This window comes from Sphingopyxis sp., from assembly GCF_019459305.1.
Lineage (GTDB): Bacteria > Pseudomonadota > Alphaproteobacteria > Sphingomonadales > Sphingomonadaceae > Sphingopyxis.
Window position 1 is genome coordinate 1 of record NZ_JAIBES010000012.1, and the last position, 15,051, is coordinate 15,051.

At 63.9% G+C, this 15,051-nt stretch carries 18 protein-coding genes and 1 pseudogene; 11 read left to right on the forward strand and 8 right to left on the reverse strand.

Features of this window, described 5'->3' with window-relative positions; all coding sequences use genetic code 11:
* Nucleotides 1-76 precede the first annotated feature (76 nt).
* Genes K0M74_RS01125 through K0M74_RS01135 form a run of 3 tightly spaced genes read right to left on the reverse strand, consistent with a single transcriptional unit; the run spans nucleotide 77 to nucleotide 1,173 of the window.
* The gene (locus K0M74_RS01125; protein ID WP_293967070.1) at nucleotides 77-298 is read right to left on the reverse strand and encodes a helix-turn-helix transcriptional regulator; all 222 of its coding nucleotides are present in this window, start codon (nucleotides 296-298) and stop codon (nucleotides 77-79) included.
* Entirely contained in the window at nucleotides 291-716 is a 426-nt protein-coding gene (locus K0M74_RS01130; protein WP_293967071.1) for a hypothetical protein, read from the reverse strand. The genes K0M74_RS01125 and K0M74_RS01130 overlap by 8 nt, the downstream gene beginning before the upstream one ends.
* A gap of 37 nt (nucleotides 717-753) precedes the next feature.
* Nucleotides 754-1,173: a hypothetical protein gene (locus K0M74_RS01135; RefSeq protein WP_293967073.1), complete on the reverse strand. Its 420-nt coding sequence runs from the start codon at nucleotides 1,171-1,173 to the stop codon at nucleotides 754-756.
* A gap of 125 nt (nucleotides 1,174-1,298) precedes the next feature.
* Here K0M74_RS01135 and panB point away from each other — a divergent pair, with 125 nt between their 5' ends.
* The 6 genes from panB (at nucleotide 1,299) to K0M74_RS01165 (ending at nucleotide 6,552) form a co-directional block, all read left to right on the forward strand.
* Nucleotides 1,299-2,162 carry a 3-methyl-2-oxobutanoate hydroxymethyltransferase gene (panB, locus tag K0M74_RS01140; RefSeq protein ID WP_293967074.1) on the forward strand — a complete coding sequence of 288 codons (864 nt, stop codon included), beginning with the start codon at nucleotides 1,299-1,301 and terminating at the stop codon, nucleotides 2,160-2,162.
* A 118-nt stretch (nucleotides 2,163-2,280) separates the two neighbouring features.
* The gene (locus K0M74_RS01145) at nucleotides 2,281-3,054 is read left to right on the forward strand and encodes a tetratricopeptide repeat protein (protein ID WP_293967076.1); all 774 of its coding nucleotides are present in this window, start codon (nucleotides 2,281-2,283) and stop codon (nucleotides 3,052-3,054) included.
* A gap of 1 nt (nucleotide 3,055) precedes the next feature.
* Complete coding sequence (locus K0M74_RS01150) at nucleotides 3,056-4,390, forward strand: PQQ-binding-like beta-propeller repeat protein (RefSeq protein WP_293967078.1); 1,335 nt, start codon at nucleotides 3,056-3,058, stop codon at nucleotides 4,388-4,390.
* A 48-nt stretch (nucleotides 4,391-4,438) separates the two neighbouring features.
* The gene (gene der / locus K0M74_RS01155; RefSeq protein ID WP_293967080.1) at nucleotides 4,439-5,815 is read left to right on the forward strand and encodes a ribosome biogenesis GTPase Der; all 1,377 of its coding nucleotides are present in this window, start codon (nucleotides 4,439-4,441) and stop codon (nucleotides 5,813-5,815) included.
* A complete protein-coding gene (locus K0M74_RS01160) occupies nucleotides 5,805-6,032 on the forward strand; it encodes a sulfurtransferase TusA family protein (protein WP_293967082.1) in 228 nt (75 codons plus the stop codon). Before der ends, K0M74_RS01160 begins: the two co-directional genes overlap by 11 nt.
* 115 nt (nucleotides 6,033-6,147) lie before the next feature.
* Nucleotides 6,148-6,552, forward strand: a complete 405-nt coding sequence (locus K0M74_RS01165) for an Hpt domain-containing protein (RefSeq protein WP_293967084.1) — start codon at nucleotides 6,148-6,150, stop codon at nucleotides 6,550-6,552.
* Here the strand turns inward: K0M74_RS01165 and K0M74_RS01170 are convergent.
* Nucleotides 6,546-7,799 carry a DUF418 domain-containing protein gene (locus K0M74_RS01170; RefSeq protein ID WP_293967086.1) on the reverse strand — a complete coding sequence of 418 codons (1,254 nt, stop codon included), beginning with the start codon at nucleotides 7,797-7,799 and terminating at the stop codon, nucleotides 6,546-6,548. The genes K0M74_RS01165 and K0M74_RS01170 overlap by 7 nt on opposite strands.
* Before the next feature lie 129 nt (nucleotides 7,800-7,928).
* Here K0M74_RS01170 and K0M74_RS01175 point away from each other — a divergent pair, with 129 nt between their 5' ends.
* Entirely contained in the window at nucleotides 7,929-8,711 is a 783-nt protein-coding gene (locus K0M74_RS01175) for a Coq4 family protein (RefSeq protein WP_293967088.1), read from the forward strand.
* A gap of 36 nt (nucleotides 8,712-8,747) precedes the next feature.
* On the opposite strand, the gene K0M74_RS01180 is transcribed toward K0M74_RS01175, so the two are convergent.
* The 4 genes from K0M74_RS01180 to K0M74_RS01195 all read right to left on the reverse strand — a co-directional run bounded on the left by K0M74_RS01180 (nucleotide 8,748) and on the right by K0M74_RS01195 (nucleotide 12,796).
* Complete coding sequence (locus K0M74_RS01180) at nucleotides 8,748-9,485, reverse strand: DUF72 domain-containing protein (protein ID WP_293967090.1); 738 nt, start codon at nucleotides 9,483-9,485, stop codon at nucleotides 8,748-8,750.
* A 128-nt stretch (nucleotides 9,486-9,613) separates the two neighbouring features.
* Nucleotides 9,614-11,869, reverse strand: a complete 2,256-nt coding sequence (gene purL, locus K0M74_RS01185) for a phosphoribosylformylglycinamidine synthase subunit PurL (protein WP_293967092.1) — start codon at nucleotides 11,867-11,869, stop codon at nucleotides 9,614-9,616.
* Between the two features lie 81 nt (nucleotides 11,870-11,950).
* On the reverse strand, nucleotides 11,951-12,247 hold the full coding sequence (locus K0M74_RS01190; RefSeq protein WP_293967093.1) for a hypothetical protein: 297 nt from the start codon (nucleotides 12,245-12,247) through the stop codon (nucleotides 11,951-11,953).
* A gap of 132 nt (nucleotides 12,248-12,379) precedes the next feature.
* On the reverse strand, nucleotides 12,380-12,796 hold the full coding sequence (locus K0M74_RS01195) for a DUF2177 family protein (RefSeq protein WP_293967095.1): 417 nt from the start codon (nucleotides 12,794-12,796) through the stop codon (nucleotides 12,380-12,382).
* A 131-nt stretch (nucleotides 12,797-12,927) separates the two neighbouring features.
* Between K0M74_RS01195 and K0M74_RS01200 the strand changes: the two genes are divergently transcribed.
* From K0M74_RS01200 to K0M74_RS01215, 4 genes and pseudogenes are all read left to right on the forward strand, one after another.
* Nucleotides 12,928-13,203 (forward strand): exodeoxyribonuclease VII small subunit, encoded by a 276-nt coding sequence (locus K0M74_RS01200; RefSeq protein ID WP_293967097.1) that lies wholly within the window; start codon nucleotides 12,928-12,930, stop codon nucleotides 13,201-13,203.
* Nucleotides 13,204-13,209: 6 nt separating this feature from the next.
* On the forward strand, nucleotides 13,210-14,130 hold the full coding sequence (locus K0M74_RS01205) for a polyprenyl synthetase family protein (protein WP_293967098.1): 921 nt from the start codon (nucleotides 13,210-13,212) through the stop codon (nucleotides 14,128-14,130).
* Nucleotides 14,130-14,636: a pantetheine-phosphate adenylyltransferase gene (gene coaD / locus K0M74_RS01210; protein WP_293967100.1), complete on the forward strand. Its 507-nt coding sequence runs from the start codon at nucleotides 14,130-14,132 to the stop codon at nucleotides 14,634-14,636. Before K0M74_RS01205 ends, coaD begins: the two co-directional genes overlap by 1 nt.
* Before the next feature lie 122 nt (nucleotides 14,637-14,758).
* Nucleotides 14,759-15,051, forward strand: a pseudogene (locus K0M74_RS01215) (hypothetical protein); the annotation flags it as partial.

The window sequence follows — 15,051 nt, forward strand, 5'->3', positions numbered from 1 at the left end:
CCCCCCCCCCCCCCCCCCCCCCCCCCCCCCGCCGGGGGGGGGGGGGGGGGCCCCCCGCCGCGCGGCCGCGCTGTCTTCAATCGCTGCCGGTCTCCCATTGGAACACCGCTTCCAGCGGCTTGCCGAACGCGTGCGCGATACGGAAAGCGACCTCGAGCGACGGCGAATATTTGCCCTGTTCGATCGCGGCGATCGTTTGCCGCGTCACGCCGACGCGGTCGCCAAGGTCGCCCTGCGTCATTTCGCCCGCCAGAAAGCGCAGGGTGCGAATATTGTTGCTGAAGGGGAGTTTAGCCATGCCAGCCTCGGCGATAGCTGGTTACGACGACGATCAGCCCAACGAGTTCGGCCAGCACGATGCCGAACAGCGCGGTGTTGACGATCTTGATCGCGGGTTCGGTGAACGGCATCACGACCCCGACGACGATCATCGCGGTCAGCAGGACATAATAAGATATGGCGGTGCCACGCGCCGCGATCGCCCGGTCGCGCTCGTCGATCCGCGCGCGTGGCAGCTTGCGCGCCTCAATCGCCAGCCAGATGCAGCCGATGATCACGACCATCGCCTGCGTTGCCGCGATGGTGCCGAACAGCCATAGCATGGCGAACAGTGACGTACTGGCGGGATGCCCCGCGAGGATCAGCCCGAAATAGAGGCTATATGCCAGCACCATCGCCACCAGCATCAGCCAACTGGCCTTTTCCTTATAAGTCATCGTTAATTCCTGTGCGTTGAAGGGTCCGACCGGCGCATCAATGGCGCCGATAGAGCCAGATCTGCGAGCCGATCCGCAGCAGTTCGCACACCACGACCATCGCGAGCAGAAGATTGAGCAGGATCGCGGGGGCCGCGCCGGTGAAGATCAGCCCGATGCATGCCCAGGTGCCGACCACCATCGGATAATAGGCGAGATGGGTGCCGCGCCAGTGGATCGCTCGGTCGCGCTCATCCTCGGCAAGATGCACTTCTTTGCGGTTGCGGATCGCCAATATGACGGTCGCTACCGTCATGGCGACGATGATCCCCAGCGTCAGCGGGATCAGCATCCCGCCCGCGGTCCACAGCGCCGCAGGCGAAGCCGCAATGCGCCACGGAAAGGCAAGGAAGTACCAGCCAAAGGCGACGAGCATAGTGACAAAAGCCACCCAGTGAATTTTCTCGCGGAACGTCATGTCGAACTCCATGTCATGTGATTCGAACTTTATGTCTAGTATTCTTAACAGTTAGTCAATCATGGATAACATGAACAGCCTTTGCCGCTTTCGCGCCGCCACTTTAACCGCTAAGCCCGCGCCCCATGTCCACCCTGCCCAAAACGCTCACCTTCGACACCTCGACCAGCCGCGCGAACCCGACGCCGCAGCCGATGAAGCGCCTGACGGTGCCGCGCATCCGCCAGCGCAAGGGCGGCGAGCCGATCGTGATGCTGACCGCCTACACTGTCCGCATGGCGCAGCTGCTCGACCCGCATTGCGACATGCTGCTCGTCGGCGATTCGCTGGGGCAGGTGATTTACGGCCTGCCGCACACGGTCGGTGTCACGATGGAGATGATGGCGCTGCACGGCGCCGCGGTGGTGCGCGGCAGCTATCATGCCGCGGTTATCGTCGATATGCCATTCGGCAGCTATGAAGCGAGCCCCGAACAGGCGTTCACCAACGCCGCGCAATTGCTCAAGGAAACGGGCGCCGCGGCAGTGAAGCTGGAGGGCGGTCGCGCGCTCGCGCCGACGATCGAATTTCTGACCCAGCGCGGCATCCCGGTGATGGGCCACGTCGGGCTGACGCCGCAGGCGGTGAATATCCTTGGCGGCTATGGCGTGCGCGGCAAGAGCAAGGAAGAGGCACGGTCGATCGTCGAGGATTCGGTGGCGGTCGCGCAGGCGGGTGCGTTTTCGCTGGTGATCGAGGGCGTACTCGAATCGATCGCGATTGAGGTCACCAACAAGGTTGCCTGCCCGACCATCGGCATCGGCGCATCGGCGCAATGCGACGGCCAGGTGCTGGTGACCGAGGACATGCTGGGCATGTTCGAACGCGTCCCCAAATTCGTGAAGCGCTACCAAGACATGGCCGGCGTCGTCGACGGCGCGGTTCGGGAATATGCCGAACAGGTCAGGTCTCGTTCATTCCCGACCGAGGATCAGATCTACGCTGGCTGACGCGAGCGTCTGGCAAGGATCGAGGCCAAGTGAATCGCTTGGCCTTTTTCCGCGCCGTCGCTAAGGAAGCCGCGGTGGGATCTATGCCCAAAGCCCTGAACGATAAATGGAGGTTTGATTGGCCCTGAGCCCGACCAACGATGCCGCGCTGTTGCAGGAAGTTGACGAAGCCGTCCGCAAGGATCGTCTCGACACCGTCATGCAGCGCTATGGCCGCTGGATCATCGGCGGCGTGCTCGTTGCCTTGCTGGCGTTCGGCGGCTATCTGTACTGGAACCATCGTCAGGACATCGCGCGCGGTGAACAGGCCGAGGAGCTGATCGCTTCGTTCGAGAAACTATCGACGAACCAGCCCCGCGCCGCTGCCACCGAACTCGAAAAAATCGCGGCCGGGGGCGATCCTGCTTATCGCGCCGTCGCCGTCATGCAGCAGGCGAACATCAAGGCGCAAGGCGGCGATCTGAAGGCCGCTGCCGCGCTGATGGCGAAGGTCGCTGCCGACACCAAACTGGATCAGGCGCTGCGCGATCTGGCGCTGATCCGCCAGACCGCCTTCGAATATGACAGCCTGAAACCCGAAGCGGTGATTGCGCGCATGAAGCCGCTGGTCGATGCCAAGGATCCGGTGTCGAGCTGGTTCGCCAGCGCCGCCGAACTGTCGGCCACCGCCCATTATCAGCTTGGCCAATATGACCAGGCCGGCGCGCTTTACGGCCGCATCGCCAAGCTGCCCGGCGTCGCCAAATCGCTGCAATCGCGCTCGGTGCAGATGGCGGGCATGCTCGGCGTCGATGCCGTCACCGATCGCGCGGCCGAAAGCGCTGCGAAGGACCAAAAAGGCAATGCCGCGCCGCAAGCAGCGGCAGCCGCCCCAGTTGAGGAAGCCAATTAATATGCGGAAGACGCGTTACGGAATCTATGCGGCGATGCTCGCGCTGCCGCTCGCGGGTTGCGGTGTGTTCAAAGGCGACGGCGGTCCGAAGACGCCGACGATCGGCGATCGCGTGTCGATCCTGTCGAACGATGCCAGCATCAAGGTCGATCCGGCCACCGCGGCTATCGCGGTCGTGCTGCCCGAACCCGCGGTCAACGCGGCGTGGGCGCAGTCGGGCGGCAACGCCGCAAAATCGATGGGCCACCCGGCGCTGGGCGCGACGCGCAGCCAGCTGTGGCAGGCGAATATCGCCGGTAGCACCAACAAGCAGCGGCTCGCTGCGTCGCCGGTGATCGCCGACAACCGCCTGTTCGCCGTCGGCACCGATGCCGTTGTCACTGCGCTCGCTGCCGACACCGGCGCGCCGCTGTGGCGCACTGCAATCGGCAGCACCGGCAAGGATTTCAAGGATTCGCTGTTCGGCGGCGGCGCCGGGGTCGACGGCAACGTGGTCTATGCGACGAGCGGCGCGGGCGATGTCGCGGCGCTCAATGTCGCCGACGGATCGGTAGTTTGGAAGGTCAAGCCCGCCGGGCCGCTGCGCGGCGCCCCAACGATTGCCTTTGGCGGTGTTTACGTGATCACCCAGGACAACCAGATCGTCGCGCTTAACGCCGCCAACGGCGGCGTGTTGTGGCAAGCGACCGCGTCGCTTGAAGCTGGCAGCGTGTTCGGCGCGGCATCGCCCGCGGCGGGGCAGGGGACAATCGTTGCCGGCTTCTCGTCGGGCGAGGTTCAGGCTTATCGGTATGAAAACGGCCGCGACCTGTGGGAAGACGCGCTGGCGCGCACGTCGATGGCACTGTCGGTGTCGACGCTCACCGATGTCGATGCCGATCCGGTAGTCGACAATGGCCGCGTTTTCGCGCTGGGCCAGGGCGGCCGCATGGCGAGCTATGAACTGCTCACCGGGCAGCGCACGTGGGAAATCTCGATCGCCGGGATTTCGACGCCCTATGTGGTTGGTGAGTGGGTCTATGCGATGACCGACGACGGCAAATTGCTGTGCGTAGCGCGCACGTCGGGCAAGGTGCGTTGGCTTCAGCAGCTTTCGCGTTTTCGTATCGAAACCGAAAAGAAGAAAAAGGATCCGATCCGCTGGAGCGGTCCGATCCTGGCGGGTGGCCGCCTGATCGCGGTCAACAGCGAGGGGATCATGGCGGAATATTCGCCGACCGATGGGTCGCTGCTTGGCTCGACCGAATTCAAATCGCCGCTGTCGCAGACGCCGGTGGTGGCGAACAATATTTTGTATATTTTGGCAGACGACGGGCAGATCACGGCCTGGCGCTGACAAGCGTCCGGGCCGGGGCGGCCCGGACAGATACAGGGATTAAGTGACATGTCGCGATTCGCGACGATAGCCATTGTTGGCCGCCCGAATGTGGGCAAATCGACGCTGTTCAACCGTCTGGTCGGCAAGCGGTTGGCGCTGGTTGACGACCAGCCCGGGGTGACCCGCGACCGCCGCGAAGGCGACGCCAATCTGCTCGGGCTGGAATTTCGCATCGTCGATACCGCCGGTTTCGAAGATCAGGACGCCGCGACTTTGCCCGGTCGGATGCGCGTCCAGACCGAAAAGGCGGTGCGCCAGGCCGATGCCGCGCTGTTCATGATCGACGGCCGCGCCGGGGTCGTCCCGCTCGACGAGGAAATCGCGCGCTGGCTGCGCAGCGAGGACACGCCGATCATCCTGGTGGTCAACAAGGCCGAGGGCAAGCAGGGCGAAAACGGCCTGATGGAATCCTATTCGCTCGGCTTCGACAATCCGGTCGCGCTCAGCGCCGAGCATGGCGACGGCATGGTCGACCTGTTCGACCTGTTGCGCCCGATCGTCGAGCCGTTCGACGAGATCGAAAAAGAAGTCGCCGCGGCTTCGGATGACGAGGACGCGCCGCTTGGCCCGATGAAGCTGGCAATTGTTGGCCGCCCGAACGCGGGCAAATCGACGCTGATCAACCGGATGATCGGCGAAGACCGGCTGATCACCGGACCCGAGGCCGGGATCACCCGCGATTCGATCCGCGTCGACTGGCAATGGGAAGACGACGGCGAGGTACACGAGATTCAGCTGTTCGACACCGCGGGGATGCGCAAGCGCGCCAAGGTGCAGGACAAGCTGGAGAAAATGTCTGTCGCCGATGCGCTGCACGCGGTCGATTTTGCCGAAGTCGTCGTGCTGTTGCTCGACGCGACCAAGGGGCTGGAATCGCAGGATCTGCACATCGCCGATCGGGTTTTGCAGGAAGGCCGCGCGTTGGTCGTCGCGCTCAACAAATGGGATGTCGCCGAAGAGCCGTCGTCGCTGTTCAACGGCGTTCGCGCCGCGCTCGAGGACGGGCTCAGTCAGGTCAAGGGCGTGCCGGTGCTCACGATTTCGGGTGCGACGGGCAAGGGGATCGACACGCTGGTCCGCGTTGCGTTCGAGCAGCGCGCGATCTGGACCAACCGCGTCTCAACCTCGGCGCTCAATCGCTGGTTCGAACGCGCGGTCGATGCCAATCCGCCCCCCGCCCCCGGCGGCAAGCGCATCAAGCTGCGTTACATCACGCAGGCGCGCACGCGGCCGCCGACCTTCGTTGTGTTCGGGACGCGCACCGACAGCCTGCCGGGCAGCTACGAACGCTATCTGGTCAACGGCATGCGCAAGGAACTCGGGTTCCAGGGCGTGCCGGTGCGGCTCAACTTCCGCAATTCGCGCAATCCTTATGACGAATGAGGGGGCGACGCTGGTCGTCGACGCACGCGGGATGCGCTGCCCCTGGCCCGCGCTGCGGCTGGCTCGCGCGATGCGCGATGCCGCCGATGTGCTATTGATTGCCGACGATCCGCAGGCGGGGCGCGAAGTGGCGGCGCTCGCGGATGAGCATGACTGGCGGGTCGAGCCGGAAACGGCGACGGATGACGCAGAGCGTTGGCGCGTGCGCCGCCGCTGAACCAAATTGGGGCGGCTTTGCTGAGAAGCGCCCGACGTCGTAACGTCTTTTTTACCCAATTTGGGCATGTGTCGGGCGGGACCACGACCGACTTTGCACACCAAGGGACAATAAATTGGACGAAATCTTGGTCGATTGGGATGAATTCCGCGCCACGCGCACCCAGCTGGGCGCCGCGTTTGTGCGGATTTTGGGCTATTTTCGCGAAGACGGCACCAAGTCGGTGGCGGCGATCGAAGAGGCGATGCGCGCACGCGATGCGCGCGGCCTCGTCATGCCCGCGCACACGCTGAAAAGCGAAGCGCGCCAGTTCGGCGGTGAAAAACTCGGTGCGGTCGCCGAAGACATCGAAATGTTCGCGCGCCACTGCGTCGAAAGCCAGATCAGCCCCGAAGAATATCTGCCGCGCGTCGTCGAACTGCGGCAGTTGTTCGACGAAACGCTGGGTGCGCTCGAGCGCGAAGCCAATCCGCTGGTCCAGCGCCGCCCGGCCGGGTTCGGCCGCGCGGTCGGTTACTGAGCGGACGGCGCTTTCCGCATCGGCTGAACCGCACCGCGCGCGAGGCTGCGCCACAACCATTCGAGCGGTCCGTAGCGAAAGCGGTCGAGCCAAGGCTTTGACCACAGCAGCATGAGCGCCCACATGGCCAGGCACATCAGGTAGAGCGTCCAGCGACCGACATCGCCGAACAGCCCCAGCCCATAGCCGTAAAAGACCGTCGTCATCACGATGCTGGTCCCCAGATAATTGGAAAAGGCCGCCCGTCCTGCCGCCGCGACGCGCGCTATCAGCGCGCTGCCCTCGGCGCGGCGGATCGCCAGCACCAGCAAGGCGGCATAAGCGATCGTCATCATCAGTCGGCCCGGTGCTGCCCAGGCTAGGAAGGCGTTGACCGCGACGATATAGTCGAAATCGGCGCGCCATTGGAGCCAGCCGACCAGGGCGGTCAACGCCAGCCCCGGCGGCAGCCAGCGCAGCGCGATCCGCCGATAGTCACGGGTGCTCCAGGTCCCGGCCAGGAAGCCATTGCGGAACAGCGCCATGCCGAGCAGCATCAGCGGCAGCGTTTCCAGAAACGACATCACCACCATGACCAGCGGATTGACGGCATTGTCCAGCCGCTCATCGAGGATTGGCAGATAGGGACCGCGAAACAGCGCCAATTCGGCGGTAACCTCGCCATCGATCCTGGCATATTCTTCGCGCACGCTCTGACCTGCCTCGGCCATCGGCGATGCCGGATCGTCGGCGGCGCTGGCGACCGCCAGCTGGGCACCGAAGAACAGCGACGTCAAGACGACGCCGAGCGTGAACAGGCCGAGCGCCCATTTGATCAGTCGACGCGCCTCCCACTTGCGGAAGCGAAAGGCGATGCAGCCAACCGCGGCGTAGAGAAACAGGATGTCACCCCACCAGATGAAATAATAATGGCACAGGCCGAATATGGCGAGCCACGCCATGCGGCGATAATGGATCGATCGCGGCTCTCGTCCCGCGGCTTCGGCGCGGTCGATGATCAAAAGCATGCTGGCGCCGAACAGGATCGAGAAGAGTCCGCGCATCTTGCCGTCGAACAGGATGAAACCGAACGCCCAGGCCGTGATGTCGGACGCCGTTTCGCCGCCATAGGCGCGCGGCGACACATAAGCCATTTCTGGCATTGCAAAGGCAACGATGTTCATCGTCAAGATACCCATCACGGCAAAGCCGCGCATGGCGTCGAGGATGATCAGCCGTTCGGTTCTGTCGCCGTTGTCGTCGGTCATGTGTCGCCCCCACTGTATTATGACATTATAACAGTTGAGCGTGGCGTTGGTCCAGCGATTAACGCACTATTGACATATATGTCAGTAGTGCTAACTGACCATTATCTCCAGATTCGCACGAGAGCAGCCATGACCCCGACTATCTTCTCCCACCCCGAGCGCAAAATGCCGACCTTTCGCCCATTCAAGGCGCTGTCGCATTTCCGCAAGCTCATCAAGGACAAGGAAGATACCGAACAGGTGTTCCACATCTTTGAAAGCCTGCCGCGCAAGGGGTTCATGGATGACGCTCGCGCCTTCGTCGAAAGCGATAAGGGCCGCCAGTTGATGGCAAGCGAACCCTATCTGCCCGCCCTGCTCGACGATCATAGCTGGATCGATGCGCTGCCCGAAGGAACCGTGGGACACGCCTATGTCACCTTCATGCGCCGCGAGGGCCTGTCGGCCGCGGGACTTGTCGCCGAAGCCGAAAAAATGGGCCGCCCCAAATTCGACGATCAGGTCCAATGGTATGCCAATCGCCTGCGCGACACGCACGACCTGTTTCATATCCTGACCGGTTATGGCCGCGACGCGCTCGGTGAACAATGCGTGCTGGGCTTCACCTATGGCCAGACGGGCAACTACGGCAATTTCTTCATCGCCTATGCCGGCGGTTATGAAGTGAAGCGCGGCGTGAAAGCCGATGCCCCGGTGTTCGGTGCGATCCGTCAGGGTCAGCGCCATGGCAAGGCGGCGAAGGCGATCATCGAACAGGACATCCGCGCGCTGCTCGCCGAGCCGATAGATGCCGCGCGCGCGCGGCTGGGGATTGGCGAACCGACGCTGTATCACGAAGCGCACCGCGCCTACCGCAGCCGTGGGATCGATCCGTATAACTTCCTGGCGTCGCGGCAGGCGGTGGCGGCCTGAACCCAATCCTCCCCATCGCTGCGCGACAGGGAGGGTTTATCTTAGCTTCGCGATCAGCGCCTGCGCCGCAGCCGGGTTACGAACCTTCGCGCCCGCTATGAAGAAGATGTAGACGTCGCGGTCGCCTTTCGCCCAATCGCGGGCTTGATCGGCCCAATGGTCGAGCGTATTGTTGTCATAGCCCGTTTCGACGTTCTCCTGCGACCGCTGGAGCCGCGCGTAGGTGAAGTCAGCGGTCTGTTCGTCGATGCAGGGAAATTCGTCGCTGTCGGCAAAGACGACCGCCATGTTGCGCTCGCGCAGCATGGCGATGAACGCCGGATCGCGGAAACTTTCGTCGCGCACCTCGATCGCGTGGCGCAGCTTCAGGCCGTCCTGACTGTCGGGAAGCAGGTCGAGGAAGCCCGCGAAATCGTCGCGGTCGAACTTCTTCGTCGCCATGAACTGCCAATGGATCGGACCGAGCCGGTCGCCGAGGCGGGTGAGTCCTTGCGTGAGGAACTTCTCGATCGATCCGGCGCCGTCGGCGAGGACCTTGCGGTTGGTTGTGAAGCGTGACGCCTTGACGCTGAACTTGAAGCCATCGGGGACCGACGCCGCCCAATTCGCGAAGCTCTCTGGCTTTTGCCTACCATAATAAGTGCCGTTGATCTCGATGCCGGTCAGATGTTGGCCAGCATATTCGAGCTCGCGCTTTTGCAGATGCTTGGGCGGATAGAAAGTTCCGCGCCATGGTTCGAAGGTCCAGCCGCCGATGCCGATATGGATGGTCATGGGCCTTTCCCCTCTGGACAAATAACACTTCGTCATTGCCAGCGCAGCGAAGCAATCCAGAGTAGGCGTACACCGCTCTGGATTGCTTCGCTACGCTCGCAATGACGGATAAGGTAGCGCCGCGCTGCTTAGGCCAGCGCCGCGTCGACCCCCATGAGCGTCGGGAAGAAGCCCTCATGCGCCTCGCGCAGTGCTGCAAGCGTCACCTGATGGTCGCTGCCCTCTAGCTCGAACAGGATGCGGTCCTTGATCGTGCGCCCAATCGGATCGACCGGCACGTCGGCGCGGCCGGCGGCGTCGAGGAAGTCGGCGAGACAGGTGTCGCAGACGGTGACCAGATAAAGCCCCTGATCCTCGCCGAAGAAGCTCTCGGCGATGCCGAACGGCTGTTCTTCGCTGACGAGCACGCCGATGTTCGATTTCAGCGCCATTTCGGCGAGGGTCACCGCGATGCCGCCGTCGGACACGTCGTGGCAGGCGGTAATCCAGCCGGCGTTGATCGCATGGCGGATGAAATCGCCGGTGCGCTTTTCGCAGCGGAGGTTCACTTCGGGCGGCGGGCCTTCTTCGCGGCCGTGGATTTCGCGCAGCCAGATTGACTGGCCGAGATGGCCGGCGCGTTCGCCGACCGCGAGCACGATGTCGCCGGTGCGCTTGAAGCCGATCCCGACCGCCTTGTTCAGATCCTCGATCACGCCGACGCCGCCGATCGCGGGGGTGGGCAGGATCGCGCTGCCGCCGCCGGTCGCCTTGCTCTCGTTATAGAGGCTGACGTTGCCCGAGACGATCGGATAGTCGAGCGCGCGGCACGCCTGTGCCATACCGTCGAGGCAGCCGACGATCTGGCCCATGATTTCGGGGCGCTGCGGGTTGGCGAAGTTGAGGCAGTTGGTGATCGCGAGCGGCGTCGCGCCGACCGCGGTGATGTTGCGCCAGGTTTCGGCGACTGCCTGCTTGCCGCCCTCGACGGGGTCGGCGTAGCAATAGCGCGGAGTGCAGTCGGTCGACATCGCAAGCGCGCGGTTGGTGCCGTGGATGCGGACGAGCGCGGCGTCGCCGCCGGTCTGTACCGTGTCGGCGCCGACCTGGCTGTCATATTGCTCCCAAATCCAGCGGCGGCTGGCGATATCGGGGGTGCCCATCAAGGTCTTGAGGTCGGCGGCGACGTCCTTTGTCTCGGGGACGTTCGTCAGCGGCGCCTGCTTGGGGGTCGGCACATGCGGGCGGTCATAGAGCGGCGCGTCGTCGGCGAGCGGCGCAAGCGGGATGTCGCAGACGATCTCGCCATGATGTTCGAGCACCATGCGGCCGGTGTCGGTGACGGTGCCGATGACCGCGAAGTCGAGCTCCCATTTGTGGAAGATCGCGGCGGCGAAATCCTCGCGACCCGGCTTCAACACCATCAACATGCGTTCCTGCGATTCAGACAGCATCATCTCATAGGCCGTCATGCCGGTTTCGCGCTGCGGCACGTCGTCCATCTTGAGGTGGAGGCCGACGCCGCCCTTCGACGCCATTTCGACCGACGAGCTGGTCAGGCCCGCGGCGCCCATGTCCTGTATCGCGACGATCGCATCGGACGCCATCAATTCGAGGCACGCCTCTATCAGCAATTTTTCGGTGAAAGGATCACCGACCTGCACCGTCGGGCGCTTTTCCTCGGCGTCCTCGCCGAAGTCGGCCGACGCCATCGTCGCGCCGTGGATGCCGTCGCGGCCGGTCTTGGAGCCGACATAGACGATCGGATTGCCGACGCCGCTCGCCGCCGAATAAAAGATCTTGTCCTGCTCAGCGACGCCGACGGTCATCGCGTTGACCAGGATATTGCCGTCATACGCCTTGTGGAAATTGACCTCGCCGCCGACCGTGGGGACGCCGACGCAATTGCCGTAACCGCCGATGCCGTGGACGACGCCCGAGATGAGATGCTTCATCTTCGGGTGGTCGGGGCGGCCGAAGCGCAGCGCATTGAGGTTCGCGACCGGGCGCGCGCCCATGGTGAAAACGTCGCGCAGAATGCCGCCGACCCCGGTCGCCGCGCCCTGATAGGGTTCGATGTATGACGGGTGATTGTGGCTCTCCATCTTGAAGATCGCGGCGAGCTTCTTGCCGCTTGCGCCTTCGCCGATGTCGATGACGCCGGCATTTTCGCCGGGGCCGCAGATCACCCACGGCGCTTCGGTCGGCAGTTTCTTGAGGTGCAGGCGCGAGCTTTTGTAGCTGCAATGCTCAGACCACATGACCGAGAAAATGCCGAGTTCGACCAGGTTCGGCTCGCGCCCGATCGCGTGCAGTACGCGCTCATATTCCTCGGGCGACAAGCCATGGTCGGCGACGACCTGAGGGGTGATGACGGAGGCGGGCGCGGTTGCAGTCTGAGTCATGGCGCGCCTTTAGCGATGTAGGCGCAAAACGAACAGACCCCATGATGCGAAAAGCACCACGGGGTCTGCGGTCGGACGGGGTCAGCGCGAGGCGAGGGTGGTTACGGGCTTGGCGAGCGGCTCGACGTCGCGCAGCGGAAAGCTGACCTGCTGCGATCCGACGGTCCCGCGGACGCGGTGCTGGCCGACGCGCAAGGTGAAGGGTTTGCCGGTGCTTTCCTCGACGCCATTGATGACGCGAACGTCGCCGACCTGCGTCACGGTATAGCTGTAGCTGCTGCCCTTATGCTCGAATCGCTGCGTTGCGGTCTCTTCGGCATGGGCGATGGCGGGAGCGGCGGCGAACATTGCCAAAACGGGGAGAATGATCTTTTTCATGATGCAAGTCCTTTTTTATCAAAACAAAACTTGCCTTTACGCCCCTCTCTCTTGTGCAATGCAGCATGATTGGCCGCGCGCTGCGCAGCAATTGCAAAAAGCGGAATCGTGATTGTCGAAAGTGACGGGGGGCTACGCGGGGCGCGGCAGCAGCGTCAGCACGAGCCACGCCGCGGCGCCCGCGGCAAAGCCTGTCGCCAGCGTCCCCCAAGCGATGTCGAGCAATGTGACTTTGGTCGACCAGACCTTCATCGTCGCATGGTTGGTCAGGTCATAGGTCATGTAACAGAAAAAGCCGAACATCGCCCCCCACTGCGCCGCGACCTGCCATTTGCCCGCCGCCAGCGCGGGCGCGACGGCGAAAATCTGGATGCCGAGCATGTAGAGCGCGTAGAAGATCAGCGCCGGGGCGGGGCGCCAGCCGTCCATCAGCAGCGCGCCGATTTCGGGACGATAGACTTTGAGCAGCATCGTGCGGAGCCAGATCGCGTCGAGAATGCCGAAGATGATGGCGGTGGCGAAGTAGGCGGCGACGGTTTGCAGGGTCATGGCGGGACTTTCATGGCGACCGTCCGAAGATTGTCGGGGCCGAAGGCATGACACCAGCCTAGGCGCACACAGTATGACGTCAAGCTTGACCGCACTTGACCATTGGGGGGCGAAAGGGCCAAAGCATGGCGATGACGGACACCCCCGAGACCGCTGCCGCGCCCGCCCCCGATCCTGCCATCACCGCGCTTTCATTCGAGGCCGCGATGGGCGAGCTCGAAACGATCGTCCGTCGGCTCGAAAGCGGCGATGTCAGCCTGGAGGAATCGGTGGCGCTCTATGAACGCGGCCATGCGCTGCGTGGGCATTGCGAGGCGCGGCTCGCCGCGGCGCAGGCGCGGATCGAGCAAGTGAGCCTGGGCGCCGATGGGCGACCGACGGGAACCACTCCCTTCGGCGAAAGCTGAGCGGTCATGGCGTCGGCGAGCGAAGATATTTCGAGTGGAACGCGGTTGCTGCTGAGGACCCAGGCCGAGGTGATGGCGGACATCGACGCGCTGTTCGACCAGCTGCTGCCCGTCCCCAAAGATCCGCGCGCCCCGCTGTACGAAGCAATGCGCCACGCCGCGATCGCGGGCGGCAAGCGGCTGCGTCCGCTGCTCGTCCGCGCCGCGGGCGATCTGTTCCATGTCGATCGCGGCCTCAGCCTGCGCGTCGGTGCGGCGGTCGAGGCGATGCATGTCTATTCGCTGATTCACGACGATTTGCCTTGCATGGACGATGACGATCTGCGCCGCGGCAAGCCGACGGTGCACAAGGCATTCGACGAGGCTACCGCCGTGCTCGCGGGCGATTCACTCCACGCGCTGGCGTTCGAATGGCTCTGCGATCCGGCGACGAGCAGCGATCCGTTCGTGCGCGGCGAACTCTGCTCTGAACTGGCGCGCGCCGCAGGTCCGGCGGGCATGGCGGGCGGCCAGATGATGGACCTCGCCGCTGAGACGGCGAATTTCGACCTGCCGACGGTGACGCGGCTGCAGCAGCTCAAGACCGGCGCGCTGATCGCCTTTTCGGTCGAGGCCGGGGCGATCCTGGCGCGCATCCCGCCCGAGGGGCGGACCGCGCTGCGCGCCTATGCGCGCGACATCGGGCTCGCGTTCCAGATCGCCGACGACATTATGGATGTCGAGGGTGACGAAGCGCTGGCGGGCAAGGCGCTGCACAAGGATGAAGCCGCGGGCAAGGGCACCTTCGTGACGCTGATGGGGCTCGAACGCGCGCGCGGGCAGGCAACCGCTTTGGTCGACCAGGCGATCGGGCATCTGGCGAGCTTTGGCGACGAGGCGACGCTGCTGCGCGCCATCGCCCGCTATGTGGTGGAAAGGGACCGTTGATGCGTATTGGGGTATATCCCGGAACGTTTGACCCGATCACACTGGGGCATATGGACATCATCCGCCGCGGCGCGAAACTGGTCGACCGGCTGGTGATCGGGGTGACCACCAACATCACCAAATCGCCATTATTCGACGATGATGAGCGGATCGAGATGGTCCGCAGCGAAGTCGCGAGGCTGGGCGGCGATATTCGCGTCGTCGGCTTCAACTCGCTGCTGATGGATTTTGCCGAACGCGAGGGCGCTGGGATGATCGTCCGCGGGCTGCGGGCTGTCGCCGACTTCGAATATGAATATCAGATGGCGGGGATGAACCAGCAACTGAACGACCGGATCGAGACGGTGTTCCTGATGGCCGATGTCGGCCTGCAGCCCATCGCGTCGCGGCTGGTCAAGGAAATCGCGATCTTCGGCGGCGACATCCATAAGTTCGTGACGCCATCAGTGCGCGATGCCGTCGTGGCGCGTATCGCCGAACGCGGGCTGCTCCAGGGCGAGCGCTGATACCGATCATTGAGCGTTCAGCTTTTTCCCGCTAGGGCGCGCCAACGGGGCGCAAAATCCGATTTTCTGACAGAGGCCGATCCAGCATGAAATTTTCTTTCCGCCCCATGATTCTTACGGCGATGGCATTCGGTCTCGCGGCTTCGGCCGTTGCACAGGAGGCGCCGCCCGCGCCGAACCCGATGCCCGAAACGGCGCAGCCCGCGCCGCCAATGGAAATGCCCGCGCCGCCGGTCGAAACCCCGCCCGCGGCCGAAGCGCCTGCGGCGACCGAGGCTGCTCCCGCCACCGCGGCTTCCGCGGTGGCGCCGGCGGTGACGGCGGCCCAGTACATCAATAACCCCGAATATTTTGTCAACCTCGCCCTTTCGGCCGGTGGGCGGGGGGTGGTCCAGCTCTATGCAAATGTCGCGGC